The sequence below is a fragment of the Streptomyces sp. NPDC001204 genome, assembly GCF_053598035.1.
Map to the genome: position 1 here is coordinate 299,980 of NZ_JBSFJL010000004.1, position 26,609 is coordinate 326,588.

Genomic DNA, 26,609 nt, shown 5'->3' on the forward strand with positions numbered 1-26,609 from the left:
TGTGCGGTGGTAGGACTGGGCTGTGATCGGCACTGCGGACAGCAGCCAGAGTGCGGGCTGAACGAGGGTCTGTAAGAGGGGAGTTGGGCATGAAGGCAGAGAACATCGACGATGTCGTGGACAGGCTTGCCGGGATCGTGCGGGAGGCAAGCCGCGCCGGTGACCGGGTCGGATACTTCGCGGCGCTGTACCGACAGGTGACCGTTGAGGTCCGCACGGCCATCCACGGTGGGCTGTTCGAAGACGGCGCCCGAATGGACCGTTTCGACACGCTCTTCGGCAACCGCTACTTCGACGCGTACGACGCCTGGCGTCGTGACCGGAGCGGGCCGCGTTGCTGGCGCGAGACGTTCGGGCTGCTCGACGAAGCCGACACCATCATCGTCCAGCACCTGATACTCGGCGTGAACGCGCACATCAACCTCGATCTGGCCGTCGCCGCCGCGCGGACCAGCCCGGGCTAGGCCATCCACGCGTTGCGGCGCGACTTTCTGCTGATCAACGACATCCTTGCGCGGGTGGTGTTGGCGGTGCAGGACTCGGTCGGCGCCCTGTCGCCGTTCCTGTCGCTGCTGGATCGGGTCGGAGCCCGCACCGACGAGCGGATCCTCGACTTCAGTGTCCGTCAGTCCCGCGAGGAGGCGTGGTACAACGCCGTCCTGCTTGCCGGCCAGAACGAAGAGGAGCGCGAGGCCACCATCCGGCGGCTCGACATCCGGGCTGCCGTGCTCGCACGGTTGATAGCGCGACCGGCCGGACTCGTCCGGCCGGCTTTGCAGCTGATCCGAAGCACCGAGAGCGATGACGTGCCGGCCGTCATCACTCATCTGGACAAGGCCATGGAGCGACCCTCCGCCCGGCAGGGAACGGGATGAGGCCCGGCGGACTGACCGTCCGGCAACTGGCTGGAGCCGGTGCCGAACACCTGCTCACCTAGTGTCAGAACGAGCCTCAGCTGTCGCTCGACGAAGCGATTCAGCAGGCCCACCTGAGGACGATTCCCATGCCGACGCCCCGGGGGACCGCAGTCCCCCGAGGCGTCGGCGGTCACGTGCGGCGCGGCATACGGATCGCACCGGAGTCGCCCCGACGCCCAAGGGGTCGAAGTAGAGCTCGAACTCCCCAAGCGGAGTTGGCTGGTATTGAGGATCTCCAGAAAATACGCCCTGAACTGCGCAAACGCGGATCTCGCCTGTTGGTCGGCAGCGGCAAGCGGATGACCTTCGGCAAGGCCGGCGAAGGACTCAAGTCCCGTAGTCGACTGTCGTCACTCGATCCAACGGGCAGCGGCCTCGTAGGTGGTGGCTGGGGTGCTGTTGAACGCGATGGCCGCATCGGGTGCGTGCCGCCGAACCAGGTTGATTACTTGCTCGAGCAGTTCAACTTGATCGTCTGAGTGCCGCAGGCCACCGCCGACGGTGACGCATTCCCACGGATGGGCTCGCAGCGCATTCCCGACGACCGCTTCCACGTCGTCACTTCCATCAAGGCCGATCAGACAGGTCTCGACGCCCACGCCACGTTCGGCGAACTTGGTCAGTCCCGCCTCGATCGCCTTGGCCACCGGCTCGGGATCCCACGGCCCGGGCACCCGGTACGGATCAAACCCGATGACGAGCACGCGGGGTGAAGCAGTGGTGTCCATGTCTGGACGATACGGGTCGAACGCCCCGCGAATCAGGAGGTGATGCTCAAGTCGCGTGACACGCCGATCCACAGGTCTTGACCGTCTTCTTGAGCGCAAGCCCGGGCGTTTACGCCCGGGTTAGCTCATCCTCGGTTCGGAGCCGCGCAGCGGCGGAGCTCACTGCGGTGTGGGTGCCGCGGCTGTTCCGGGGCTGGTTGTCAGTGGGGTGCCGTAGTCTTTGGATCTTCCGTGTTCTACGGGGTGCCGTGGCCGTCGAGGAAGCCAAGCAGCACGGCGGCCTCCGCGCGGAGCTGCGCGACACGGGCATCGTGGGCGGGCGCGGTCAACTGCGCTGCGGCTTCCAGTCGCTCGGTGGCCTCGGCTCGCACGACATCCGCCACACTGCACTCGCTCAGCTCACGCCGCACTGCCTCGGTGGCACCGGCACCGACCGGTGACTGTTCGAGAGCCAGGCCGCGCATTTCGGCTTCATCCACGGGCACCGCCTCCGCGTTGTCCAGTGCGGCGAGCGTTGTGCGCAGGGCGCTCACCCGAGCGGGACGCGGGCAAGCCGCCCGGGGAGCGGGAGGTCTGCCGGGTGCTGGAGGACGTCCACACCCTGACCGGTCCGCGCAAGCGCGACCCGGTGCTGACGGTGCGACGGATTCTGGTCCACTCCACCGGCAACGCGAAGGGGCAGCAGGCGGCCCGGGCCAAGCGGCTGGCCAAGGCGGAGGAGGAGCTGGACAAGCTTGCCGGTGCGGCGGGCGGGCGGCACTACAGGACCCGCGAGAAGATCGCCGCCCGGGTCGGGGTCATCGCCGCCCGCCGCGGTGTCGTGTCCTGCCTGCGCTGGCACATCACCGAGGACGAGACCGGCGTCCCGAGTCTGGAGTGGCACTTCGACCAGGAGGTACTGGACGCCGAGGCCGCGGTCGACGGCTGGTACGCACTGCTGGCCGGCATGCCTGCCGACAAGGCCGACCCCGCGCAGGTCCTGGTCCAGTACAAGGGCCAGGGCGCGGTCGAGCGCCGGTACGCGGACTTCAAGGGCCCGCTCGCCGTCGCGCCGGTGTTCGTGCAGCACAACCACCGCGTCGCCGCCCTGATCCAGGTGATCTGCCTCGCACTCCTGGTGTTCTGCCTGATCGAGCGCCAGGTCAGACGGGCGCTCGGTCCCGAGCAGACCATGGTCGGCCTCTACCCGGACAACCGCCGGGTCCGCCCCACCGGCCGGATGATCCTCTACCACCTCGGCGAACTCACCCTGCGCGTCGGCACCATCACCGACCAGCCGACAATGCAGATCACCCGAGGCGTCCAACTCCACATCCTCGAACTCCTCGGCATCGAAGTCACCCAAACCCGCTGGCCACAGACCTGGACCGACCGCGAAGTACCGGGTCCAGGGGAAAGAGCCTGGGGAGTGCCTGAATCCTGATACACCCAGAGCCTGTTTCCACGGGTCAGGGCATGACCAACGTCACGTGAGGGATGGGGTGTGTCAACTCACTGGTCATGAGCTGTGCTTCCTCTCATGAGGCGAAGGCCGCGGAAAGGATCTGGCTGACCAGGGCGAGATCATTTCCTCCGCCGTTGGTGGGGTTGAAGGAGTACACCAGGCGGCGACGCAGGTCACGGGTCGTGAACATGCCGTCGGTGTAGCCGAAGGTGCTGCCGGTCTTGCCCCACACGGTCACTCCGTTGGACAGGGTCGCGCGCATCAGTCCGGCGCCGTAGTAGGCGCGGCCGTGGCCCGGGTCGTGGGCGCTGCCGCCGAGGTAGGGGACATCGGGGACGGTGAACAGTTCCGCTTGCTCGGTCGGTGGCAGGAGCCGTCCTCGGAAGAGGGCGGTCAGGAAGTGGTCGAGGTCAGCCGTGGTGGAGATCATGCCGCCGGCGCCCGGGTTCTGTTCGGTGATGTCGACCAGATGCGTCCCGCCGTCTGGCTGGGGCACGGCAATGTAGCCGTGGGAGTGAGGGCCCGGGATCGTGGTGTTGGTTTCCGGGGCGGTCGTGTCGCGCAGGTGCAGCGGCCGCAGGATCCGGTTGGTGATCTCCTGCTGGTAGGTGTGTCCCGTGAGGTTCTCGATGAGCAGTGCGGCGACGTAGTAGCCGGTAGCTCCGTACACCTGCATGGAGCCGGGCACGGCGAACGGTCGCTCATGCTGAACGGCCTTGACGACCAGTTCCGCGAGCGGGTGGTCATCGAAGCGATGCTCGACGATGCCGTCCGGGGTGGTGGGGATGTCATCCGGTGTCAGTTCGGGAAGGCTGCTGGTGAAGTTGAGCAGGGTGCGAACTGGGACCGGCGGGTAGCTGTCAGGCAGTACGTTCGGCAAGTACCGCTGGACGGGCTGATCGAGGTCGACGCGGTCTTCGGAGGCAAGCTGCAACACCACGGTGGCGATGAAGGCCTTGGTGACGCTGCCGAGGCGGAACCGGCCGTCGACCGGAACCGACGCCCCGGTCGCAACGTCGGCAGTCCCGTACGTGCCGACCCAATGACCGTCCGGGCCACTCACCCGCGCAAGCACTCCTGTGACCCGGTCAGGCGCACTCGAGAGTGCCCGCTGCAAGACCTGCGGGTCCAAACCCGGCAGGCCACTGGCGCGCTCGACCGCGACCGTGGGCCGCTCAGCAGAAGCCGCTACCGCCGGGACGGCCGTACCCAGCGCCACCGCGGTGAGAACCGCGCAGGCAAGCGCCGCCACCGGTACCCGCCTGCGCCGGACCCTCGTCGTAGTTGCCTGGGTGCCGGAAAGACATGCCTTGGAAGTCATGCCTACGACGGTGCCGCACAAGCGCTGTGTGACTCATCAGGGAACACCCCCGAGAGGACCCCCATTAACCCCTGAGACCACTTCAGCGTGACTCGGTGGTCAGGGGTGGCGCGGGCCGGTACTGGTGGGATGCTCGCGCCGATCGGGTTGGGAGATCGCTGATCCAGCCACCCGATCCACACGAATCAACGACCCGCGAAGTACGAGACTAGCCGGTCCCATTGGGCCGGGAGACGACAGGAGACGGGCCTTCGCGAAGCCCGCTTTCCCGGCCAGGCCGATGTGCCGGGCCACCATGCCCGGCTCGGGCCGTCGGTCCCCGGTTGAGCCGTGCATTCCCTGCTGCCGCGTGGTTGGCCGGTTCGGGTATGAGGGGACTGGCCGACGACCGCCGCTGTGCGGTGACGGCGCGGGAGGAACGCGCCGTCACCAAGGCGTGAGGCCGGCCTGAACGTACGTGTTCGGGCTGGCCGGCCGGGAGTTCGGTCAGCAGAGGGGGACGCCGGGGAGCTGGGCCGCCGGGTGGTCGATGTAGATGTTGCTGATGAAGCCGTTCTGGTCCCGCAGCTTGCTCCACCAGTTGTTGGTGTAGCCCTCGGCGTTCACCGTGTCGCCCTGCTTCTGGCACAGGACCCGCACGCTGGTGGGGCCGCTGAGCGTGGTCACCACCGACGCGCTCAGTCGGGCGTCGCTGCGCACCCGGACGCCGCTGCCCCACGTCATGAACGGCGTACCGGCGCCACCGCAGGCGTTGTCGCTGGTGAGGTAGTACTGGTTGTAGCTGCCGGGGTAGGCCAGCGCGCTGCCGTTGATGAGGATGTTCTGGCCGACACCGTTGTACAGCTGCTCGTAGTGGATGTGCGCGCCGCTGGAGTTGCCGGTGCTCCCGGTGGTTCCGATCTGCTGGCCCTGTGTGACGGAGGCGCCGTTGGCGACGCTGAAGGCGGACAGGTGGAAGTAGTAGGTCCGCCAGCCGCCGCCGTGCTCTATGGAGATGTAGTTGCCCGCGCCGTTCGCCTCGTAGTAGCGGTAGGCGGTGCCGGCCGCCGAGGCGAGGACCGGGGTTCCGCTGGTGGTGCCCCCGTCGGAGCGGACGAAGTCCAGCGCGCGGCGGACCTCGGCCGAGTGATGGCTGTAGGTCCACTTCTGGCCGCAGGGGAAGGGGGCCTTGAAGTTCGGTGCAGCGGCCAGATTCGGCCCGGTGGCGGCCGCGGCGGCCGGCTGGACGGGGCCGAGCAGCAGGCCGGCCAGCGCGCACAGCACGGCGGCAGTCACGGCCCACAGGCGTCTGAATCGCATCGCGCATCGCTCCTTCGTGGGGAGATCAGCAGGAAGCCGCCGTCCGGTCGGACGGCGGACCGCGACACAACGTAGGCAGGCGCAGTGCTCTCGGCAAGGTCTTCCGCTGGGGCTGCAATGACTTGCCCACGACAAGCTGCACGGTTCGCCGCGCGACGACCGGGCACGATCGACATTCCTCGAAGCTGGAACGGCAGGCTCTGCGAGCGAGCGCTGCCGCGGCGTCCCCGCCGACGGTCAGTCAGTTGCCCTGTGTTTTTTGAAGTTCAGTCATTGTGAACTCTGTGCACGAAGCGCATACTGTTGGCGTCAGCGTCACCTGTGCTCGGCTGGACGTAGATAGCCGGGCCTGCTCCTGCGAGGCTCCATGCTCGACCACCGTCTAGTGCAGACGGCCGTGATCGGTCACAAGAACTCCGACCAGCCGGTGATCCTGCCGATGAACGCGCGGGAACTGGACAGATGGACCGAGGCGCACCCGAACTACACCTACTGGTGCGGTCTGCAACTCGGAGGCTGCGGCGGAGAGCTGACCGCCCGGCGTTGCACGACGAAGGTGTGCCACTTCGCCCACCACCCGACCGCCCCGGTCTGTCACCGTACGAACAACGGCGAGTCGAGTGCCGACCACCTTTTCATCAAGCAGGGTGTGCAACGCCTTCTCAGCAGGGGGAAGCTGCGCGGGCAGGTTCAGACGCGGGATCTCGGTACCGGGCCCGTGGGCGCGGTGGACGTGCACCTGCCCGACAGTCGACGCCGACTGCGCTTTCAGCTCAGCTCGATCGACTACCGGACCTGGCGACGGGCGGAAGGCGAACTTGCCGCGGACGCCGATGACATCGACTGGATCTTCGCCTCCGAGGGCCCGATCACCCAACACTTCCTCGGCCGCCACGGTTACTCCCTCAGGGTGCGCTGCGAAACGGTCGGTGGTGAACGGCGCGTCCACATCGGAGCGGAGGGCCGGGACCGCAAAGTGTCCTGGACCCCTCTGGAGGACTGCGTGCTGACGTCGACCGGCATCGTCACGCCTGACAGCGAGCGCATCCACCTCTCACGACCGCACCCCAAGCCCTTTGCGTTTCCCCTCCAGAGCGGGCTTGTCTTCGCACCTGCCCCGGATGCTGTCGTACCAGCCGACTCCCCGTTCGCGGCAGAGGGCCGGCGGCTGCTTGTGGCTGACGTCAAACCCATGGACAGCCCCATCGTCCGGGGCCTGATCTCGCTGCCGCGTGACACGGGGGAGCCACCCGCTGATCACGTCTACCGCGTCGCCGGCAGCGCACGCCTGCTTGTCGGTGAGGACACCGCGGGCTGGGTCGTCGAGGTCAAGAAGTACGTGCGCCTCAACGCGCATGAAGCCCAGCGCACCGGCTTGTGGATGCCCTCCGAGGTCTCCGGTCCGGTGGTACCCGCGCCACGTGGGACCGAACCCAAGGCGCCTGAGCAGCGATGGAAGCCCGAACCCGCCCGGAACGTGACATCCGCTTCCTTCACCAAAGCCCCGGCCGGCCCCGCGCCCCTCACTCGGTCCGAAATGGTGACAGCCGTGCGCGATGCCCTTGCGCAACACGCGCGTCTGCAGACCACGACCACATGGGCAACCCTGATCCGCAAGGTAAGCCCCGCTCTCGCGGACTATTCGGACACAGGACGGCGGGATCTGCTGGTCGCGGCCGACACCCCGCTGCGGGAACACGTGCCGGTCCTCTCCGCGCTCATCCGGGACAGCAAGGGACAGCCCCTTCCGTATCTGTTCCGCGTACTTTCCGAACTCGGAGTGCCGAACGCAGCGTCGTCGACCCTCATCGGGAGCTGGGCCACCGTTGAAACCGAGCGGGCCTTCGCCGCGTATGGTGCCCCGCCGCGCGCGATGCCGCCACGGTTGTCGCTTGTGCCGCCACAGTCCGTGGTGCACCGGCCGGTGTCGGCGGTCAAGGGACGGGCCGAGTCCAGGTCGCTCGGTCTCACCCAGGTCCAGGGCCTGGGTGCCCGGCAGAAGATGACGCAGCGGCACAACGCAGCCCGCACGACGCCTGACACCTCGAAGGTGCGGCGCCTGCGCTCCCTGATGGCGGCGCTCGAAGATCTACTGCCGACCCTGAGCAAGAGGGCACGCGGACGAGCCCGCAATCCTCTTGGCCTGGCTCAGAACTGGCTTGCCGTCCACGGCAGTCCGGTATCTCCGATTCGTCAACCCGCGACCGTTGTCGACAGGATGATCGGCCACCACATCCGCTCGGTCGAGCGGGCACTGGAGGCGGCGCGGGAGAGTGTCCGAGAGGCCAAACGCAGCCAGGAAAGTCAGGACGCGAAAAGGCAGGCCCGGGCGGAGCGGGCTCTGCGGGCGGCCGAGACGGCACACATGAAGCAGCCTGCCGCGGACCTGGTGATTTCCTCTGAGGGAGACGCCGTCGCACGGCTGAGGAAGCAGCTCGGCGAAGTGGCGGCAGGAGGCAGCACTGTGACGCTGGGGAGCCTGGACATCGGTGCTGACGGAACCGGCGCCCGTCGCCTGCTGGGTCTGGTCGACGGAGGGATCACCCCCGACGCACCCATGCTCTCCGCACTCGTCACCGGTACCGACGGCGGGCCTGTGCCCTTCTTCCGCGCTGTCCTCAGGACCGTCGGTCTGGCCGTCCCCCAGACCGATCAGGCCTTGCTGATGGTGTGGAAGCGGGAACAGGAACGCGCCTACGCGGCCTACGCCAGCCCGTCCCGCCCACTGCCTCCTCGCCTCGTGCCCCACACCACGGAGCTGTAGGCCGGGCGCGGGGACGCGTTGTGCTTCATCGCAGCCGCTTGCCGTGTCGGAACAACGCGGCTTCGACCTGGTCCGGCAGGGCACCCGCCCGGTGTGCGTGGTCATGGGCGAGGGACAGGTACCGCTCGTACCGGGGCGTCGTCCACCCGCCACCCGGCCACTTCACGTCGGCGTCCGCGCACCGCAACGCGCGTGCGACGACACTGTCCAGGATCAGCGGACGGAACGATCCGACAGGTCGCTCGTGACCGGCGAAGTACAGCACCTTGGTGAAGAACGCCGGTCCGAGATACCTGATCCACTGCTCGTTGTTGAAGGCGAAGTACGCTGCGACGGCTCCTTGCTCCCGGAGTGCGGCGAGAGCAGTGCCCAGGCGTGCGTCGATGTCCTCTGCCGAGGACTCCCCGAAGACACGGGCACGCCGGGCGACCGACCGGGCCCTGGTTCCGGTGCCCCAGACCAGGGCGGCGGTCAGGAGGTGCCGACGGCCTTCGACAGTGTCCGAACGACGGGCTATGCCGAAGACGGTGGAGCGGTCCACTCGGGGCCGGCCGGCCACCACCGGGCAGTCGTCGAGTTCTGTGGGCCACCAGGTGGGATCGGGCAGCAGAGGCAGCCAACGAGCCCGGTCGAACGGGATCGCCTGGCCGAGTACCTGGTCGCGGTCGGGTAGGGGAGTCCCGGTGGGCATTGTGGGCATCGCGGCGCTCCTGAGAGTCCGAGTCCGAAATCCCGTCGAGTTCGGCGAGGTCGGGAGCCTACTCTGGCGACATGGGCCACGCGAAGACCTCCTACGTCTGCCTGCCGTGCCGGGCTTCGTACAAGCAGCCGTACGACGGGAACAGGTCGCAGCGACTCTGCCCCCGCTGTGAGGAGCCGATGATCCACGTCGGATCCGCCTTCGCGCCACCCCGGCGCCGGGACACCGCGGCCTGGCGGACCCTGTCCGTCCTGCTCCACGCGGGCGTCCGCTTCCATAAGAGCTGTTGCGGCGGGCCCGGATATCGCCCGCGCAGTCTCCGTGAAATCCGCGAGCGGATGACGTATGCCCAACGCAGCGGCGAGTCGGCTGCCGAGGCGCTCGTTCGTCTCAACGTGCCGTAACCCCAACGGGGTCCGCGGTGCGCGGCCATACTGAAACCATGCTCGTTCCCACTGGCCATCTGCCGCCGCCCCAGCAACGCCTGTTGCGGGAACTGGACCTCTGTGATCTTCCGGCTCCCGAAGCGGCGCCGGAATCCTACGCGGCCCGGGACCTCGACACAGACCAGGTCCGTGATGCCCTGCCCGCACTGCTGTGGACCGGACTGGTGGAGCAACAGGACGGGGACCGCGGCACGCTCAAGCTCACCTGGGCAGGAGCGGCGGCGCTGCGGACCGCGGAGTGCGATGAGATGGCGGCACGCCTCAGCGCGGTCGCGTCCTTCGCGGACACCGTGGCGCGCGGCGCGGCGTCCCGCTCCGTCGGATACGCCCTGAAGCGCCTGGCGGAGGGAGCGTGGACCCTGGAGCAGGCCGAGACTTACGTGAGAGGCGCGGACGGCGCGTAGGGGCGCTACGTGACCCGCCCCTACGCGCCGAAGTCCAGGACGACACGGCGGCGAGCGCGGCCGGCCCCGGGCGGTGGCGGGAGAACGCCCTCTGAGGTGAGGTCGGCTGTGGTGATGACCGGTGAGTTCACGATCTTCGTGGTGATGGCCTGCTGCGCCGGGGTGAGGTCCACCAGCCGTCGCAGGACGGACAACAGGTCGATCAGCTCCTCGGTCCACTCTCTCGGCCAGGACGTCACATGGATGTCGTCGAGCGGGCTGGTCTTTCGGCTGGTGGGGGAGGCCCTGCGGTATCCGAACCACTTCTTCACGATGCGCATGCCGCCGACCTCGTAGTTCCAGACGTCCAGCGGAACTCCCGTGAAAACGCCTGGTCCGACGTGCAGGGTGTCGGTCTCCTCGTCATAGCGCAGCGTGTCCGGCACGGCGGTTCCGATCGGTGTCGCGTACCGCACCTGCCGAGGATGTCCCGCGGGAAAGCCGACACCTTCTTCCGTCCCGGGCTCATCGGGCGGGTTGCCGCGCTCGCCGTAAGTCGCGGCCCACAGATACTCGTGGCCGATGCGAACCGCCTCGCTCCACAGTTCGGCGTCGCGGGTGAGGGGCAACCGGACTCCTGGGGTGAGAAGTTCCTCGGCAAAGTGCTCAGTGAAGGCGCTGTGGCCGGCGACGGCCAACGCGTAGGCGGCGAGGTCGTGCCCGGTCACTCCGTTCAGACCCAGAACATCGGCCAGGTACCGCAGCAGGCCTCTCGGCACATTGGGAGTGCCGTCCGGGTGCAGGATGGGATGCACCCTTCCGCCCCGGCCGTTGAAGTGGTGCGTGTCCGGTAACAACGCGGTCGCAGCCACCGCCGGGCCGCTGCTTATTTCGTGGCTGCTCTGCTGGTTGAGGAACACCTGTCCAGGCTGCAAGGACTCCCACAGATCAGGCCGTGGGAAGTCAAGTACCCGGTTGTCTGCGATGAGCCACTGACGGTCGAAGCTGCGCAGCGCGATCCGCACGAGCCGTGCGCGAGTACGGGCCTCTTCATCAATGCTTCGATCGGGGTGAGGGAGTCCTGGGAGGCACGTCGGCCGTGAGCCGAGTTGGCGATCGCGAGTCTCCTTGAACAACCGGGCCTTGTAGTCCGCATCTTCTTCCCTGGTGAGGCGGGCCCATCGGTGTTGAAGAAGTCTTTCGGAGGGAGAGCTCACCCAGGACCTGTTCGTTGTGATCCCCAGGCTGCCCCACGGAAAGAGCTCGTCCAGCGCCGGATATTCCTCCCACCCCGACAAGGTGGCCGGGGTGAAGGGCCGTACCCCCAGCGCGTGGGTGTCCCGCCAGCCGTCTTCGTCCAGACGTGTTGACCGGAGCTGCGCGAACTTCTCGGCACGCTTGCCGTGGAGGGCTCGGTAGTGAACCCGCGCTGACCCGCCGGCGACGTGGTCCGCGCGCCGTACGAAGATGCAGATGCATAGTGGCTGGGCGACGTGCGGGAACACCCGGGTGGACACGTCCGAGCGCTGTCCCTCGGGCGACAGGTTGATGACCCAGCCTTCGTCGCACGTCCGGCGCAGATAGTCGCGCATGCCCCGTCCGGCAGGGCCGGTGGTGAATGCCGACGGAGTGATGAAGCAGATCACACCGTGCCGGTCGTCGGCGTGCGCGTCGAAGACCTTCCAGGTGGCCCAGCGCCAGAAGTAGACGTACATGTTCTTCAGCGCGTGCTCATAGCGGCCGTTGCCCGGATGCCGGAAGTCATCCAGGGGCGGGCGGCCCTGGCCCTTCACCCGCTTCTCGATCCAGCCGCCGCGGTTCTCGGCCTTGTCGTCATAAGGCGGATTGCAGATCACCACGGTGACGGGGACGTTGGCCTTCACGTGGTTGGCGCGAGTGCGTGAGACGGAGAGGGGCGCGTAGGTGGAGGGGAGCTGCTCCTCCTTGACGTAGGGATCGTCGAGCGTGTCCGTGACGTGGAGATTCAGGCCGCCCGGCGGGAGCTGGGCGCCGTACTTCTTGAGCAGGTCGGCGGCGCGGAGTTCGGCGACCGCGAAGGGGCCCATCTGGAGTTCGAAGCCGTACAGGCGCTCGGCGAGGCGACCGATCGCGTCGGGTGCCATGGCGTCGCCGTAGCGTTCGGCCGCCTGCTGCGCCACCCGGTCGATGACGGTGTGCAGGTAGGTGCCGGTGCCCATCGCCGGGTCGATGATGTGGACGCACTCGTCGCCGTAGCCCCGGGACCTTCCCAGGCGGGTGCGCAGCACCTCCTCGGTGAGGCGGACCATCTCCTCCACCACCTGGTGCGGGGTGTAGTAGGAGCCGCTGCGCTGGCGCAGTTCGTCGTCGTAGACGGAGAGGAACGACTCGTACAGGTGCAGGTAGGCATCTCGGTTGCCCCGGCGGATGGTTTTCCAGTCGACGGCCGCGACGGTCCGGCGGAGCAGTTCGAGGGTCACCTCGAACCGTTCGTTGACGTTGTCGGTGAGCAACTGGAGGGCCTTGCCCATCAGGGCGTGGCCGGCGTTGAGGCGACGGCCGATCTCGTGGAAGCCGATGTCGGCGAGCTTGATGCCCTCCGTCTGCGCCAGGAGCAGGGCGAAGGTGACAGTCTGGGCGTATCCATCGGCGAAGGTAGCGTCGTCGGCGGTGGGGAAGAGATAGCGCCTCCAGTCGCTTCTCAAACCGGTGAAGGGCCGGTCCGAGGCGGGCCCGCCGGCATCCAGCTGGGCCTCCGCACGCAACTGTTCCCGCACGGCCTCACGCAGCAGGCGGCACAGCGGGGCCATGTGCTGTACGAGCACGGAGACCCGCAGGATGTCCTGCGGCTTCCAGCCGAGCACCCGCTGTGCGAGCGCGTCGAAGGCGGCCGGCTGGGTGGCGGTCAGGTTCCCCCCGGCGTTCTTGAGCGCTCCGGACAGCACGACCTCCTCCCCGATCTGCACGCCGTACTGGAAGACACGCCAGTGGGTGCCGTTGGTGTACAGCAGGTTCGGAAGGTCGCGCAGACGCTGCCACTGCCGCTTGTCGTGGCCGGTGAAGGCGTCGGGATCGATGTTCTTGTCCGGCCGCTTCAACTCGATGTAGCCAGTGACGTTCCTGGCGACGCGTACGGCGTAGTCGGGTCGGACTCCGAGGTGCGGGATACGGGTCTCGGGATCCCAACTGACCTCAGGCATGGCGTGCTTCACGGCCATGGTGCGCAGCAACTGTTCCAGAGGTCCGCGGATCGCCGCCTCACGGTCGCCGGGTCCGGCGAGAGCCCGTTTGCATTCCGCGCCGAACACGGACACGGCGTCCTGAAGCCACTGAAGGTGTGCGTCAGCCATGGTGCCCCCCAGCCCACGGGCCCCGGACATGGCACGGGGCAAACCCCTCTTGCTGGGGAGTATGGGGCAACCATGCTCGAAATGGCAGGGCGCGTACCGGAGTTGCTTTGACGCACCCGTGCGCCCCGAAGCGGCAGGAGTGGCAGGCCGGGAGCCGACGGCCCGGCGTCGCCCGTCCGCGTCCCCAAGGCGGTCGGGCTCACCGACGCTAAACGTCAAGCTGAGTACTTGTACTCAGCCCGGCACCCGCCCACGGCTGACCTCACTCCTGGTCGTCGAGGCGGACCGGCATCAGCAGAGAGAGTGTGTGCTCGTCGTCAGGGCGGCGGATCACGAGTGGGGCCGTGGAGGCGCCGAACTCCAGGAGCAGTTCGTCCCTGGCACCGGCGGTGAGGGCGTGCAGCAGGAACTCGCGGTTGACGGCGACGTGGTTCCGGTCGTCGTCGCCGTCCTCGCGGACGGTCACCGTGCCGTCGTTCGCTACGGCGAGCACGCTGAGGTCGTAGGACACGCCGTCCTGCTCGCGCGTCCTGTCCGCACGGACGGGACCCGTCTCCAGAGCCTTGCGGAAGGAGGCCACGTCGATGACCGCCCGGCGCCCGGCGGGCAGGTCGACGAGGCGCCGGTAGTCGGGGAAGTCGTGGTCGAGGCACTGGCCGACCGTCTGGCGGTCCCCGGCCTCCAACGTCACACGGCCGGCGTCCACGGCGAGGTGGACGGATTCCCCGCCGTCCAGCAGCGCCCGCATCGCGTCGACGAGCGGGAGGGGCACGATGGCCTGCGCGCGGGGGCCATCGTGCCCGGTGGCGTGGGCTTGGGCGACGGCCATCCGGTAGCGGTCGGTGGTCACGACACGGAGTGCTTCGCCCTCGATGTCGAACAGGACCCCGCCGAGCATCGGCAGTTCCGGGTCGGTACTGGCGGCGAAACGGACCGCATCCAGTGCGGCAGCCAGTTCCAGAGCGGGGACGGACAGCCGGACGCTGGCCGTGCGGAGCGAAGTCATCGGGTTCTCCCTGTGATCGAGTTGTGCTCTGAGCGTGGAGAACTCGCCACGTGCATCGGACAGTCCCAGTTCGAGACGGCGCAGGTGCGCCTCCAGCAGCCCGCGCACCAGGACCGTGTCGGAGCTGGACCAGCCGGCCAGCACCAGGCGGATGTCGGCGAGCGGCATACCGGCCCGGCGTAGCCGCGCCAGCAACCGGGCCTCCTCGCACTGCTCGGGGCCGTACCAGCGGTAGCCGCTCACCGGGTCCACCCAGGCGGGGACCAGCACACCGGCCCGGTCGTAGAACCGGAGCGCGCTGACGCTCAGTCCGCTGTCCCGGGCCATCTCCCCGATGCTGCGCATGTCGTTCTCCACACCCGGAACTCTGGGCCCTCCACAAGGTCGAGGGTCAACCTCGTCAACCCCGGCCCGACTCGATCAGGCAGGGCAGTCGGCCTGCGTGGTGGCCGTTCCCCAACGGATCATCAGGTAGCCGGAGCCGCCGATCTCGGCCACGGCGTAACGGGAGTACGGCCATGCCGCACCCGCGCTCTGCCTCTGGTTCACCAGAGCGCGGCACGCCTCACCCGCGGCCATGGCCGCCCAGGTCTCGACCTGCTGCTGGTTCCACAGCACGTAGTCCGACCAGATGTACATCGCCGAGTCTCCGGGATCGAAGCCCACTTTGATCTCGTTGTTGCCGAGCACTTGATCGGTGCCGAGCGTCCGGCGTATCCCGTTGCTCCGCTGGATGATCCTCGTGGCGAGGCGGTCCGCGACCCGGATCTCGTCGCTGTCGGTGCTGGGAATCATCGCCTGAGCGAGGCCGTTGTCGTCCGGTTCCCACTCCTGCACAGCGCCCGAGCCCGGTCCGGTGTCGTTGTCGGCGGCCGAATGGCACTGTGAGTTGGAGATGAAGTCGTCCTGCCACGTCACCTGTGGATCGGTGCCCTTCTCCTCCTTCACCATGACATACGTGCGGTACGGCAGATCCGGGTGCAGGCGGAGAACCACGTCCCTCAGTGTCAGACACATCGACTGGGCGATCTGCGTTTCCGCATACAGCATTCCTTCCTCGTCGGAACTCAGCCGGTACGAGAGGTAGACCTCGTGGCGTGACTCGTGGAACCGCATGGCTTCCGGTGAGAAGTCGATGCCCCCGCTCAGCTCCCGGGAGAGAACACCCTCGTCGTGCAGGACCGCACGTGCCACGTCGTGCTCGCCCGCGCTCTGCGCCTTGCGTGCTTGGTCCCAGCTCTGCGTACTCGCGGAGCGGTCGCTCGCGGATTGCTGTTGCTCCGCTCCAGTGCTGCCTTTCGCGTCTTTCGCGTCCTCCGTGGACGGTCGGCTGGAGTCGGCCGTGAAGGACGGGGGAGCCGAGGCCGGGTGTCTGCCGTCACCGGAGTTGTCGGGTATCAGGGCTGCCACTGCGCCGGCCAGGCCACCGACGAGTGCCGCCGTGACGACCACGGCGCCCACCCACCGCTTCCTGGAACGGCTCGGCGGCAGGTGCCATGCCGGATCCTCCCCCGCCGGCACGTCCCAGACGGCTGAGACCATGTCCCGGGTGAATGTCGGCATCGCATCGGCACCCACCACCTGTGTCACCTGGGACGCCAGCAGTTCGACGCACTCCTGGGCGGCTTCGGCGGCCGAGGGACGGTCGCCGGGTTCCTTGGCCAGCGCCTTCTCCACCAGGTCACGCAGGGGCGCCGGGACGCCGTCCAGGTCCGGCTCTCGGGACATCACACGGAGCGCGACCACATCGGGCATGCCGGTTCCGAATGGCAGCCTCCCGGTGGCCGCGTACGCCACGAGCGCTCCCCAGGCGAACATGTCACCCGCGGGCCCGGAGGCCCCCGTCCGATATTGTTCGGGGCTGATCCAGCCAGGGGTACCGGTCATGACGCCGGTACGCGTGACGCTGGTGCCGTCGGCGGCGTGCGCGATCCCGAAGTCCAGCACGCGCGGGCCGGCAGGTGTGAGGATGACGTTCTGCGGCTTCACGTCACGGTGCACCACGCCCGCGGCGTGCACGGCGGCCAGCGCCTGTGCGGTGGCGGCCGCCAGAGCGTGCAGGCTGCCCCCGGTGAGCGGTCCCAGCGTGAGCACATGCTCGTTCAGCGTCGGACCAGGCACGTAAGCGGTGGCCAGCCATGGGTTGTCCGCGTCCGTGTCGGCGGTCAGTAGCGGGACCAGATACGGGCCGCTCACACGCGAGGATAGTGCCACCTCGCGTTTGAATCGAGCCCTGAACTCGTGGTCCTGGGTCTGCTGGGGATGAATCACCTTCACGGCCACACGTGATCCGTCGGTGGCGACTCCGGCATGGACGGTTCCCATGCCTCCCGCGCCGAGACGGCCGATGATTCGGTACGGGCCTATGTGGGACGGGTCGCCGGGACGAGCCGGCTGGACTCTTCCGCCAGATCCGTTTTCGCTCACAGATGGTTCCTTCGCGCGTGGCTGCATCGCCTGAGCAGGCGGACGTGTGACAGGTGACGGGCCGCCAGGTCCGCGACCCGGCGGGCCCGTCGGATGACTTCCCGTCCGGATGCTATGCGTTGACCGCTTTTAGCGGGAATACCTATTCGGGGACGTCGTCGCTGCTCGGCGGGAGTGGCGGCCCCGTGCCGGATCCAGCGCCGCCGCCGACATGTGCACGCATCAGTCCGGCACCTCGCAGATCTCTTCACGATGGTCCGCGAAGACCCGTACCGGAAAGGACGCAGTTCTTTCAGGCGTCGTTGTCCGAAGATGCCAAGGCCGAGCGGCTGGAGATGCGGGGCATCGTCTCGTTGGGGGAGCGGCGCAGCAGCTTGATGTCACGGCCCTCCACCCAGGCGTTCCACGCCTTGAGGTAGTAGAGCAGGTGCTCACGCGAGTCGTCCCGGCGGCGGTGGGTCCGGCCCGCTGCCAGGCTGAGCATCGTGTTGCGCAGGGTCAGACGTGGGTCGCCCGGTTCCAGGCGCGCGCCGGTGACGACACCCTCTTCCCAGGTGGTCTGGTCGATGTCGGGTCGCGCCTCGGTGGTGACGTACCACCCGATCGTCGCCGCTGTGACGGTGATGCGGCATCCACGGTTCAACGCGATGCCGCGGTGAAGGGCGTCGCGGATACCGGGATGCTTGTCCAGCATGACCAGGAGCTGGTCGTTGCTGGTCACCGAGGATCCGCCGCTCCACGAGGAGTTCGGTGCGTGCAGGTACAGGTGCAGTCCGCGCAGTGCCGCGGCCAGGTGGGTCGCGTTGGCCTCGCCGGCCAGCGCGAGCGCGTCGCGGCCGGTGCGCTTGCGTCCCGTGTCCATCACCGTGAACGCGGTCCGGGGCACGCCGTGCGTGACCGTCAGGGGAACCGTGATCCCGGCTTTGACGATGGCCGCCAGACGGTGCTGACCGTCGATGAGTACCTGATCCTCGTCGAAAGCGATGCCCTGATGCGTCAGCTGCCATTCACCCCGCTGGATCTGCCCCGCGAGCTGTTGGACCGTGCTCTTGCTCAGGGGCCGGTTGTTGGTATTCCGACTGAGCCACTCGGCCGCCAACTGCGGTGATACGTCGACCACTTCCATGCGCATGGATTCGCCGGCCCTTCTGGCGGTGTGAGTGAGTTGAGAGCGATCTGATGGTGCGACAGAAGTGTGAACTCTGTCAATGTTCAAATGTTTCGCCTCCTGCTTCCCGTGCTGTGGGAGCGTCGCTACTCCTGGTACCCTCAGCGCGTGTGCTCAGTTCACACCTAGATGGATGTGTGGCCGGGGCGGGGATTCACAGGGCGGGCCACCGTTGTGGCCCTCGGCAGCAGTGGGGGTGGCGTGTGAGCCAGGGTGAGAGCGGCCTGGGCGACGGAGTGCAGCCGGTCGGGTCCGTGTACCAGTACGACGACGGGCTGCACGTCAGGGTCGACGACGTGCAGCCGTACGAGCTGGTCGACCCCGAGGGCTCGCACGGGTACCGACAGGGCGACGACCTGGTGCGATGCACCTTGTACCTGAGCAATGGCACGGACCGGGCCATCGACGTGGACGGCATCGACCTCCTCGTCCGGAGCGGGCCGTACGGCAAGACGGGCCGCCAGGTTCGGGACTACGAGACCGAGGTGCTCGACGAGTCACTCGAAGGTGTGCTGCGCAAGGGCCGTCGAATGTCCGTGACTTGGGCCTACAGCATTCCCGCCGGTACCGCCGACGAGTTGGACATCGAGGTCCGGTTCGCATACGGGCACGAACGCGAGAGCATCACCTTCACCACAGCCGCGGCCACCACGCCGGCTCCCGTCGACCCCCGCCTGGCGATCGCGCACACCGTGCCCACGCGTCCCACGCCCGCACCGCCCCAGCTCCCTGACCAGGCAGCACTGTTCGGAGAGCGGCAGGAGTCCCTGTTCGCGGACACGGATCCGGAATCCACGGGCGACCCTGGCGGCAACGCCGAAGCGGGTGTCTCCCAGCTCACGGGCCGACCCGTACTGCAGGCCGTGCCTGCGCAGCCGACCGGTCCGGACCAGTCGTCCACGCCGCACGCCGCACCCGTCCGGACGCAGGGGCTGTCCCCGAACGAGCTCGACGCCACTCGCGTCCGCCAGATCTTCCGGTTCCTCGCCGAGGCGGAGGAGTCGAAGGCCCGGCCGGTCCGCACGCTCGACGGCGCCGCCGGCACCGTGTGGTTCGACGAGCTGCCGGACGCCTCCGAAGTCGCGGTGATGGTCGACGGCGTGCTCTCCACCGACGACCCGGCCTGGCTCACCGTCACCCGTCCCGAACGCGAGGACGCTCCGCAGCCCAAGCCCCTGCTCGCACCCTGGGTGGATGAGACGCGTATCCGTGATTTCAAGCAGACCCGCGCCCCTCACCTGCGGCGGCGTATCGAGCCCGAATTCCCCGACTGGTCCCGGGGAATCCCGCTCGAGAAGGCCTATCACGAGCTGGACGAGCATCCGAAGCGGGAGAAGATCGAGAAGCAGTACGCGGCCTGGGAACAGGAGTGGCTCGCGTGGGCGGAGCGACGCCGGGCCATCGACCCCGTCGTCAAGCTCTACGACCGCCTGCACAAGATGCACGAGGACGCCGCCAACCTCGGCGAGGCGTACGAACTCGTGCTCGGAATCGGACGGCTGACCTGGCAGACAGCCGGGGCCCAGCGCGTGGAACGGCATCTGATCACGCACCGGGCCACGATCCAGCTCGACCCCGCCACCGGTACGCTCACCGCTGCCCCGGACCCGACCGGCGTGGGCCTGGAGCTGGAAGAGGGCATGCTGGAGGGTGCCCAGCACGTTCCAGGGCCCGTACGCGAGGGAATCGTCGAGGTGCTGGAAAGCGCCTCCGACGTGACCGACCCCGACCACCTCGACGCCGTACACACCGCGCTGCGCAGCTGGGTCAACGCCGCGCACAGCGCCGGCGGTTACTCGCCCACCGTGGAGCGCGCCCGGCCGCGCAGCCTGGAGGTGCCGCAGGTCGGATTCACGCCCGCACTCGTGCTGCGGGAGCGCAACCGCCGTTCGACGCTCGACGCACTCAAGGCCATCGCCCGCCAGATCGACGCGGGCACCCCTCCCACAGAGCTGCTCGGTTACATCGCCGGCCGTGGCGGAGCCCTGACCGCCGCCGATCTCGCAGCGGCCGAGGACGACGGAACGGAGACGGGCACCGGCGAGATGTACTTCGCGCTCCCCGCCAACGAGGAGCAGCGCACCATCGCCGAACGTCTGCGAGCCAATCGGCTCGTCGTCGTGCAGGGTCCGCCCGGCACCGGTAAGACGCACACCATCGCCAACCTGGTCACGGACCTGCTCGCGCAGGGCAAGCGGGTCCTCATCACCAGCCACACCCCGCGCGCCCTGCGTGTGCTTCGGGACAAGCTGCCGGAGACCGTTCGCGACCTGTGCGTGAGCCGAACCGAGGACGGTGCGGCCGCCCAGCGCGAGCTCGAAGGGTCCGTGCAGAAGATCCTGAGCGAGTACGCCGGATACGACCCGAAAGCCTCCCAGAAGGAGATCCGCACCCTCCAGGCACGGCTCGCCTCGGCCCGGTCCGCCCAGCAGACCATGCTGCGCGACCTCGCCGTAGTGCGCGAGCAGGAGACCCACCGCTTCGAGGCGGAGATCGGCGACTACACCGGCAGCCTCCAGGAGATCGCCGAGCGCCTCACCGCCGAGCGGGATCGACACGACTGGCTCGGCGAGGTACCGCATGAGCAGCCAATCCTGGGCCCCGACGACGCGCTGCGGCTCCTGCACGCCACCCGCGCCTACACCCCGCACCACCAAGCCCTGGCGGCCGAAGTGCCCGGCCCCTCCGAACTGCCCGGCCCCAGCGACTTCGAGGAGGCCGTCACCGTCGTACGGTCGGCCGAGGAAGCGCACGAGGCGGTACGGCAGGACCCGCTGAGCCGGCAGTACGACACAGCCGTGCGGGGCTTGAGCGAAGCCGAACAACAGCGGCTGACGACGGCGCTCGACGCGTTCTCCGCCGCCCGGGCCCGCGCTGCCTCGCTCGCGGCCGCCTCCGCTGAGTGGGCCGCGGCGCTCCTGAGGGAGGTCAGCGCGGGGCAGGACTGGCAGGCGCGCAGCCGGCAGGCCGCCGTCAGCGACGCCCTCGCGGCGGTCGACGCCTCGCTCGCCACCCTGGGTACCGCGATGGTCAGCGGTTTGGAGCAGTACGATCCGGCCGGTGCGCTGGGCCAGGCCACCACCCTGCACAACGGGCTCGCCCAGGGACAGAAGCTGCGCGGGCCGCTCGGCACGCGCACGAAACTGGCCAAGGCCGTCGGCGCGTTCGTTGACGCTGTACGGGTCGACGGGCGGGCCCCCGAGGACACCGCCACCGCGGCCGTCGTCGTCGCCCGCGTCCAGCTCGAACTGCGTCTGGCCCAGGTCGAGGCCGAGTGGGGCACCCCGGTCGGCGCCTGGCAGGGACACGGTCCGCGCCTGGCTCGCCTGCGACAGGACGCCGAGGTACTCCAAGCCCTTCGCGCCGTCGCCACCGCCCGCACCGATGTTCTCACCGCCGCTGCCACCTCACCGGAACTGGCCGTCGCCACCTGGCACGACACGTCCGTCGAGAACGCCGTACGCGCCTTGCTGCGTGCGGCGACGACACTGCGTGCCGCCGAGCGCTCCCGCCGGCTCATCGCGGACACCGAGGAACTGCTGCGTTCCTGGAGCGACCGGCCCGGCGTCTCGTCCGCCGTCGCACGTGCCCTTGACGCCGTGCGGGCCCAGGACCCCGATGGCTACCGTGAGTTCAGCGACGAGATCGCCGAGGTCCGCGAGGCCGCCAGGCTGCGGGCCGAGCAGCACACAGCGCTCACCAAAGTCCGTGAGGCGTTTCCCACGTTCGCCGAGCGGATCACCGAGGCGCCGGAGGACACTGCCTGGGACACACGGCTGCCGACGCTCACCGAGGCCTGGGCCTGGTCCGCATGGCACGACCGCATGGAACGGCTCACCGACCCGGAGGCCGAACGCACCCTGCGCCGCCGGCTGACGGAGGCCGACGACGAGGCCCGCATCATGCTCGCCCGGCTCGCCGCCGCACGCGCCTGGCACCGGTGCCTCGGCCTGCTCACCGGCGACCAGTCCCGTGCGCTCAGCGCCTACCAGCAAGCCGCCCGGCGCATCAAGGGCAAGTACCAGCACCGCTACCGGCGCGACGCCCAGGCCGCGCTGCGCAAGGCACAGACGGCCGTGCCGGCCTGGATCATGCCGCTGCACCAGGTCGCCGAGACCGTGCCCATGGACCGGCCCGGCATGTTCGACGTCGTCATCGTCGACGAGGCCAGCCAGTCGGGGCTCGAGGCCATGCTGCTGAGCTGGCTCGCCGACCGGATGGTCGTTGTCGGCGACAGCAAGCAAGTCAGCCCCTCCAACGTAGGTCTCAAGCAGGACGAGTACTTCCACCTCAGGGACCGGCTGCTCACCGCGCTGGAGCCGGACGTGCGCAGCCTGTTCGGCCCGGATTCCAGCTTCTTCGACCTCACCGAGGCGCTCTCGGCGGGCCGCGGCACGCTCATGCTCAAGGAGCACTTCCGCTGCATGCCGGAGATCATCTCCTTCTCCAACGAGCTGTGCTACAACCGTCGGCTCCAGCCACTGCGGCAGTACGGGGCGGACCGGCTGTCCCCGGTCCGCACGGTGCACGTCGAGGGCGGCGAGGCCTTCGGCAGCAACGACCGGCTGGTCAACACCGCGGAGGCGCAAGCACTCGTCGAAGCGGTCGTGCGCTGCTGCGCCGACCCCGCGTACGAGGGGAAGACCATGGGGGTCGTCAGTCTCCGGGGCACCAAGGGCCACCTGACGGAACTGGAGAACCTGCTCGCCGAACGCCTCGACTACGAGCAGCGCGAGGATCGGCGTATCCGGGTCGGTGACGCCGAGGACTTCCAGGGCGACGAACGGCACGTCATGTTCGTCTCCTGCGTCAACTCGGCCACCACCGCGGCCGGTACCGTACCCGGCGGGTTCAACGGAAAGACGTACGAGCAGCGGCTCAACGTCGCGGCGTCCCGAGCACAGGACCAGGTGTGGGTGTTCCACAGCGCCCGCACGGAACAGTTCCACGAGAACGACCTGCGCCGGCGGTGGCTCGACCACCTCACCCGGCCCGCGGAGGAGGACACCGTCGCGGTCGACGGCGAGGTGCTGCCCGACGTACGACACGAAGCGTTCGACAGCCTGTTCCAGCAGAAGGTGTATCTGGAGCTGACGACCCGCGGTTACCGAGTGCGGCCCGGCTACCGGGTCGGCCGGCACACCATCGACCTGGTCGTGGAGGGCGGAACCCGCAGACTCGCCGTCGCCTGCGACGGTGACGCCTTCGCTGAGGGCGAGGACGCGCCCACGGCGGCCGCCCGGCAGCGTGACCTGGAGCGCGTCGACTGGACCTTCGTCCGCATTCGCGGCAGCCGGTTCCACCTCGACCGTGAGCAGGCGCTCGCGCCGCTGTGGGCGGAGCTGGAACGGCTGGGGATCGAGCCCGTCTCGGAGGAACCGGAGGTGCCCGCTGTCCTGGCAGACGAGGGGCAGGCCGAGGACTCGTCAGCCGGCGAACCGGACAGCGGGGACGAGGAGTCGGGACAGACCGTGGAACGGGAGGTCGCGGGCCCCCCGGTCCCGGCGGCCGAATCCCGGGAAGCCGTAGGCGCTGGGGAGAGCCCGACGAACCTCCTCGCCCACTTCCCGGAGCAGCGTGGCACGGAGCCCGTCCGGGCTGAGAACGACGTACTCGCGTCGGCTCCCGCGCGAGATGCTGCTCCCCGTGCGTCGTCGCTTGCGGGGAATGCGGCGGCTCCCGTCCCCGCAGGGCGCGCGCCATCGCCCTCCGCTCGTCCCGACACGGCTCCGCGTCCCGTGCCTGCGAGGAACGCGGCCCCGGCGCCCGAGCACCCTCCGGTGTCGCCGACCGGGGCCGCCAGGCAGGGCGCGCTTCCCGTCCAGGAGATTCCCCCCGCTGCCTTTCAACGACTGGTCCGGGAGATGCAGCAGCTGCAGGCCGCCGTCGACGCTCCGGACGAGACTCCCGACGGCGTGGACGCGGCGAACCTGGCCTTCCTCAGGAGGACGCAGGCGGATCAGCGTGACCGTCGTACGCAACGCCTCAACTTCCTGCGGACGTTCATCGACGCCGTCCGCGTCGGGGGAGAGACGGATGTGCCGAGGGTCGTGTTCCCCGGTGCGCTGCTCACGCTCGAGTTCGACGGGCAGACCGACGGCGACACTCTGTACACCGTCGCGGAACTGCCCACCGACGAGGCGGACATCGTCTCTCCCTCGTCGCCGCTCGGGCACGCGCTGATGTGGCAGCCGCGGGGGCGTCAGATCTCCTACGACGCCTCGGAGGGGCGTACGCGTGCGGTCGTGGTCCGGGAGATCCGGGTCTGAACGCACGCGGTCCGACCGGATTGAGTTTGCCGCGGCCCCGCCGTACCGACCCGTGCTTCGGGTGCCGGGCGACGGGGTCGCGCGGCCATCACCCGGTGACCGGATCCAGCATGCGGCTGCGCTCACCGCTCCACGAGATGGCCAACGCGTCCCGGGGCCGCGTGCACGCCACGAACAGCAGACAGTACTCGGCCAGCAGATCCGACTGGTGCTGGACGGGGTCGACGTCGGCAGGCGTCACCTGCGGGGCGAACGGCAGGACGTTCGACGTCACTCCCACGACGGCCACACACCGGAACTCCAGCCCCTTCATCGCGTGCATGGTGGCCACGCGGACTCCGGACACGTCGGGACCCGGATTGTCCTTGACCGCGACCGCCGCTATGTGCTCCCGGCGCAGACGAGTGATGACCGCGTCCACGAGCGTGTTGAACCGGGCGCACACCGCCACCTCGGACGGCTTGACACCGTCCTGGTCGATCCAGGTCCGGATCTGTTCGACCAGGGCCCGCAGCTCGTCGTCCTGGCTGCCGTGTCCGCGAGCCACCGGAACTCTCCCGTGCAGCTCGGAGCGGTAGCCCCGCAACGAGTCGCGGCCGCCGTCCTCCTCGTCGTCCTCACCGAGCCGGCCCACCGACTGACCATCGAGAAGCGCGGCGGACCAGCGCAGGATCTCCTCGGTGCTGCGGTAGTTGACGCGCAGTCGTGCCGTACGCCCACGGACGCCGATGCCCAACGACCGCAGCGAGACCCGGGAGTCGTAGATGCGCTGATGCGGGTCGCCCACCAGGAACATGTCGTCGGACTGGGGAGCCACGCAGGCGCGGAGGACCCGCCACTGTGCCGGATGGAGATCCTGGGCCTCGTCCACGACGACGTGGCGGTAGCGCGGACCGCCCTCGGTCAGAATCCGGGCTGCCTGGTCGCACAGCTGGGTGTACGTCGCCGAGTCACGCGAGGCGAGATCCACCGTGAACCGTTCCATGACGCGCCACAGCCGCGCCCGTTGCACCCGTCCGACCTGGGTGCCCCGTCCCTTGCGCACGCAGCGCAGATACTCCTCGGGGGTGCGCAGCCCCTGGGCCAGAACGACGTTGCGCAACTCCTGAGACAGGAACTGCTCGGTCCAGGGGAGTTCCTCGCGTCCGATGGCGCGGGTCCAGGCGCTCTTCTCGGCGGCGGATGACAGGGGCTTCGGGGCGCTGCCGCGCGCCTCCCGGACCACCCGGGCCGCCAAGGAGTCCACCGTGGTGACATCGACGCGGTCCAGCAGGTGTGCGTCGGTGTCGCCGAGGAGGAGCGCCAGGTTGTCCCGCAGCGCGGCGGCCATGGCGTTGGTGAAGGTGGTGAGCAGAATGCGCTCGCCCTCAAGACCGGTACGCAGCAGGTGCCGTACCCGGTGCAGGGCAACCACGGTCTTGCCGGTGCCGGGGCCGCCGGTGACCTGGGCGGGGCCGTTGAAGCCGGGGTGGTAGGCATGGCGTCGCTGTGCGGGATGGAGGAATACACGCCAGCGGGTGAAATCCTCGACGAGGATGCGCTCCAGTTCGCCGGGACCCGTCACCTCCACGATGCGGTTGGGCGTGTTGAGGATCGCCTCGCTGAGAGTGACCGCGGGCCGCTCCTCAGCCGTGCGGACCGTCTGCCCGCGGGGAGCAATCAGTTGCTCCCAGACCGCCTCGGCCGACCAGCCGTCCGCAAGGAACCACAGGACCTCGTACTGGTCGGCGGGCATCATGGGCGGTGCCATGACCGTCAGGTCATCGGCGGTGACACAGACCCGGGCGAGGCGCAGGACCTGCTCGTCGATGCCGAGATCGCGCAGCACGGTGTCGGAGTGGTCCGCGAACAGACGCGTCGGAACGGCGACCGCCTTCGTCTCGAAATAGGTCTCCATCTGTTCGAGCGCCTCGACGTTGCGCACCTCCACGCCTCCGGTGGCACCGTTGACCGAGTAGGCGCGTTTGCAGGCCCAGTTGATGGCCTCGTCGTGGGGAGCGACCCTGAGCAGGATGAAAAGCTCGCTGCCGTCGTCGGGGGCCAGCAGGACACCGCGGTAGAACTTGGTGATGCGGATGGTGCGGATCCGGGGGTCCCGCGACCGCTCGAGCTTCTCCAGGTGCATGCCCTTGCTGGCGTGGAGCTGGGGAACCGTCATGCTCCGGAACATCTGGATCGCGTCGCCGACTTCCTTCTGGACGGGTCTCTGCAGGGAGATGAGGTCCGCGACGAAGTCGTCGGAGAGGGCGAGACGGGGCATGGGCATCCTCGGGTCGCTGACGGACGGCGGTCGGGGTCCAGACTAGAGACCCGGTTCGGAGTCGAGCTCTGGAGCCTCCCCTAATCGTTGTGTGAACTGAGTCAACGTCCTATATTGCTCATGGCTTCGGAGCAATCCGCGTTCGCGC

General features: G+C 68.8%; 15 protein-coding genes and 1 pseudogene. 6 read left to right on the plus strand and 10 right to left on the minus strand.

Features of this window, described 5'->3' with window-relative positions:
- The first annotated feature begins 89 nt into the window (after positions 1 to 89).
- Positions 90 to 875 (plus strand): annotated as a pseudogene (locus tag ACWC91_RS08595) (DUF5995 family protein).
- A gap of 392 nt (positions 876 to 1,267) precedes the next feature.
- Here the strand turns inward: ACWC91_RS08595 and ACWC91_RS08600 are convergent.
- Together ACWC91_RS08600 and ACWC91_RS08605 are read right to left on the minus strand one after the other, a co-directional pair.
- Positions 1,268 to 1,645, minus strand: a complete 378-nt coding sequence (locus ACWC91_RS08600; RefSeq protein ID WP_450640414.1) for a hypothetical protein — start codon at positions 1,643 to 1,645, stop codon at positions 1,268 to 1,270.
- A gap of 236 nt (positions 1,646 to 1,881) precedes the next feature.
- On the minus strand, positions 1,882 to 2,178 hold the full coding sequence (locus ACWC91_RS08605; RefSeq protein ID WP_450640412.1) for a hypothetical protein: 297 nt from the start codon (positions 2,176 to 2,178) through the stop codon (positions 1,882 to 1,884).
- Positions 2,179 to 2,225: 47 nt separating this feature from the next.
- Here ACWC91_RS08605 and ACWC91_RS08610 point away from each other — a divergent pair, with 47 nt between their 5' ends.
- Positions 2,226 to 3,068: an IS1634 family transposase gene (locus ACWC91_RS08610; RefSeq protein WP_450725849.1), complete on the plus strand. Its 843-nt coding sequence runs from the start codon at positions 2,226 to 2,228 to the stop codon at positions 3,066 to 3,068.
- 94 nt (positions 3,069 to 3,162) lie between these two features.
- Here ACWC91_RS08610 and ACWC91_RS08615 read toward each other — a convergent pair whose 3' ends face one another.
- Together ACWC91_RS08615 and ACWC91_RS08620 are read right to left on the minus strand one after the other, a co-directional pair.
- Positions 3,163 to 4,341: a serine hydrolase domain-containing protein gene (locus ACWC91_RS08615; protein WP_450725851.1), complete on the minus strand. Its 1,179-nt coding sequence runs from the start codon at positions 4,339 to 4,341 to the stop codon at positions 3,163 to 3,165.
- A 555-nt stretch (positions 4,342 to 4,896) separates the two neighbouring features.
- Positions 4,897 to 5,709, minus strand: a complete 813-nt coding sequence (locus tag ACWC91_RS08620) for a peptidoglycan DD-metalloendopeptidase family protein (RefSeq protein WP_450640406.1) — start codon at positions 5,707 to 5,709, stop codon at positions 4,897 to 4,899.
- A 367-nt stretch (positions 5,710 to 6,076) separates the two neighbouring features.
- Between ACWC91_RS08620 and ACWC91_RS08625 the strand changes: the two genes are divergently transcribed.
- Positions 6,077 to 8,473, plus strand: coding sequence for a hypothetical protein (locus ACWC91_RS08625; RefSeq protein ID WP_450640404.1), 2,397 nt, complete (start codon positions 6,077 to 6,079; stop codon positions 8,471 to 8,473).
- A 25-nt stretch (positions 8,474 to 8,498) separates the two neighbouring features.
- Here the strand turns inward: ACWC91_RS08625 and ACWC91_RS08630 are convergent, their stop codons facing one another.
- Complete coding sequence (locus ACWC91_RS08630) at positions 8,499 to 9,173, minus strand: 8-oxoguanine DNA glycosylase OGG fold protein (protein ID WP_450640403.1); 675 nt, start codon at positions 9,171 to 9,173, stop codon at positions 8,499 to 8,501.
- Positions 9,174 to 9,244: 71 nt separating this feature from the next.
- On the opposite strand from ACWC91_RS08630, the gene ACWC91_RS08635 reads away from it, so the two are divergent.
- Both ACWC91_RS08635 and ACWC91_RS08640 read left to right on the plus strand, forming a co-directional pair.
- Complete coding sequence (locus ACWC91_RS08635) at positions 9,245 to 9,577, plus strand: deoxyxylulose-5-phosphate synthase (protein ID WP_450640402.1); 333 nt, start codon at positions 9,245 to 9,247, stop codon at positions 9,575 to 9,577.
- A 38-nt stretch (positions 9,578 to 9,615) separates the two neighbouring features.
- Positions 9,616 to 10,023, plus strand: coding sequence for a hypothetical protein (locus ACWC91_RS08640; protein WP_450640401.1), 408 nt, complete (start codon positions 9,616 to 9,618; stop codon positions 10,021 to 10,023).
- A 20-nt stretch (positions 10,024 to 10,043) separates the two neighbouring features.
- Here the strand turns inward: ACWC91_RS08640 and ACWC91_RS08645 are convergent, their stop codons facing one another.
- From ACWC91_RS08645 to ACWC91_RS08660, 4 genes are all read right to left on the minus strand, one after another.
- Positions 10,044 to 13,331: a type ISP restriction/modification enzyme gene (locus ACWC91_RS08645; RefSeq protein ID WP_450640400.1), complete on the minus strand. Its 3,288-nt coding sequence runs from the start codon at positions 13,329 to 13,331 to the stop codon at positions 10,044 to 10,046.
- A 262-nt stretch (positions 13,332 to 13,593) separates the two neighbouring features.
- On the minus strand, positions 13,594 to 14,682 hold the full coding sequence (locus tag ACWC91_RS08650; RefSeq protein ID WP_450640399.1) for a DNA polymerase III subunit beta family protein: 1,089 nt from the start codon (positions 14,680 to 14,682) through the stop codon (positions 13,594 to 13,596).
- A gap of 75 nt (positions 14,683 to 14,757) precedes the next feature.
- Positions 14,758 to 16,791 carry a serine/threonine protein kinase gene (locus ACWC91_RS08655; RefSeq protein WP_450640398.1) on the minus strand — a complete coding sequence of 678 codons (2,034 nt, stop codon included), beginning with the start codon at positions 16,789 to 16,791 and terminating at the stop codon, positions 14,758 to 14,760.
- A 265-nt stretch (positions 16,792 to 17,056) separates the two neighbouring features.
- Positions 17,057 to 17,896 (minus strand): hypothetical protein, encoded by an 840-nt coding sequence (locus ACWC91_RS08660; protein WP_450640397.1) that lies wholly within the window; start codon positions 17,894 to 17,896, stop codon positions 17,057 to 17,059.
- A 239-nt stretch (positions 17,897 to 18,135) separates the two neighbouring features.
- Here ACWC91_RS08660 and ACWC91_RS08665 point away from each other — a divergent pair, with 239 nt between their 5' ends.
- On the plus strand, positions 18,136 to 24,201 hold the full coding sequence (locus ACWC91_RS08665; protein WP_450640395.1) for an AAA domain-containing protein: 6,066 nt from the start codon (positions 18,136 to 18,138) through the stop codon (positions 24,199 to 24,201).
- Positions 24,202 to 24,289: 88 nt separating this feature from the next.
- Here ACWC91_RS08665 and ACWC91_RS08670 read toward each other — a convergent pair whose 3' ends face one another.
- Positions 24,290 to 26,461: a UvrD-helicase domain-containing protein gene (locus ACWC91_RS08670; RefSeq protein ID WP_450640393.1), complete on the minus strand. Its 2,172-nt coding sequence runs from the start codon at positions 26,459 to 26,461 to the stop codon at positions 24,290 to 24,292.
- Positions 26,462 to 26,609 lie beyond the last annotated feature (148 nt).

Excerpts from the sequence above, each read along its gene's own strand:
- ACWC91_RS08655 (WP_450640398.1), bottom strand. The coding sequence starts at position 16,791 with ATGCAGCCACGCGCGAAGGAACCATCTGTGAGCGAAAACGGATCTGGC.
- ACWC91_RS08670 (WP_450640393.1), bottom strand. The coding sequence starts at position 26,461 with ATGCCCCGTCTCGCCCTCTCCGACGACTTCGTCGCGGACCTCATCTCC.
- ACWC91_RS08600 (WP_450640414.1), bottom strand. The coding sequence starts at position 1,645 with ATGGACACCACTGCTTCACCCCGCGTGCTCGTCATCGGGTTTGATCCG.
- ACWC91_RS08640 (WP_450640401.1), top strand. The coding sequence starts at position 9,616 with ATGCTCGTTCCCACTGGCCATCTGCCGCCGCCCCAGCAACGCCTGTTG.
- ACWC91_RS08650 (WP_450640399.1), bottom strand. The coding sequence starts at position 14,682 with ATGCGCAGCATCGGGGAGATGGCCCGGGACAGCGGACTGAGCGTCAGC.
- ACWC91_RS08625 (WP_450640404.1), top strand. The coding sequence starts at position 6,077 with ATGCTCGACCACCGTCTAGTGCAGACGGCCGTGATCGGTCACAAGAAC.
- ACWC91_RS08645 (WP_450640400.1), bottom strand. The coding sequence starts at position 13,331 with ATGGCTGACGCACACCTTCAGTGGCTTCAGGACGCCGTGTCCGTGTTC.
- ACWC91_RS08660 (WP_450640397.1), bottom strand. The coding sequence starts at position 17,896 with ATGCGCATGGAAGTGGTCGACGTATCACCGCAGTTGGCGGCCGAGTGG.
- ACWC91_RS08635 (WP_450640402.1), top strand. The coding sequence starts at position 9,245 with ATGGGCCACGCGAAGACCTCCTACGTCTGCCTGCCGTGCCGGGCTTCG.
- ACWC91_RS08620 (WP_450640406.1), bottom strand. The coding sequence starts at position 5,709 with ATGCGATTCAGACGCCTGTGGGCCGTGACTGCCGCCGTGCTGTGCGCG.
- ACWC91_RS08630 (WP_450640403.1), bottom strand. The coding sequence starts at position 9,173 with ATGCCCACAATGCCCACCGGGACTCCCCTACCCGACCGCGACCAGGTA.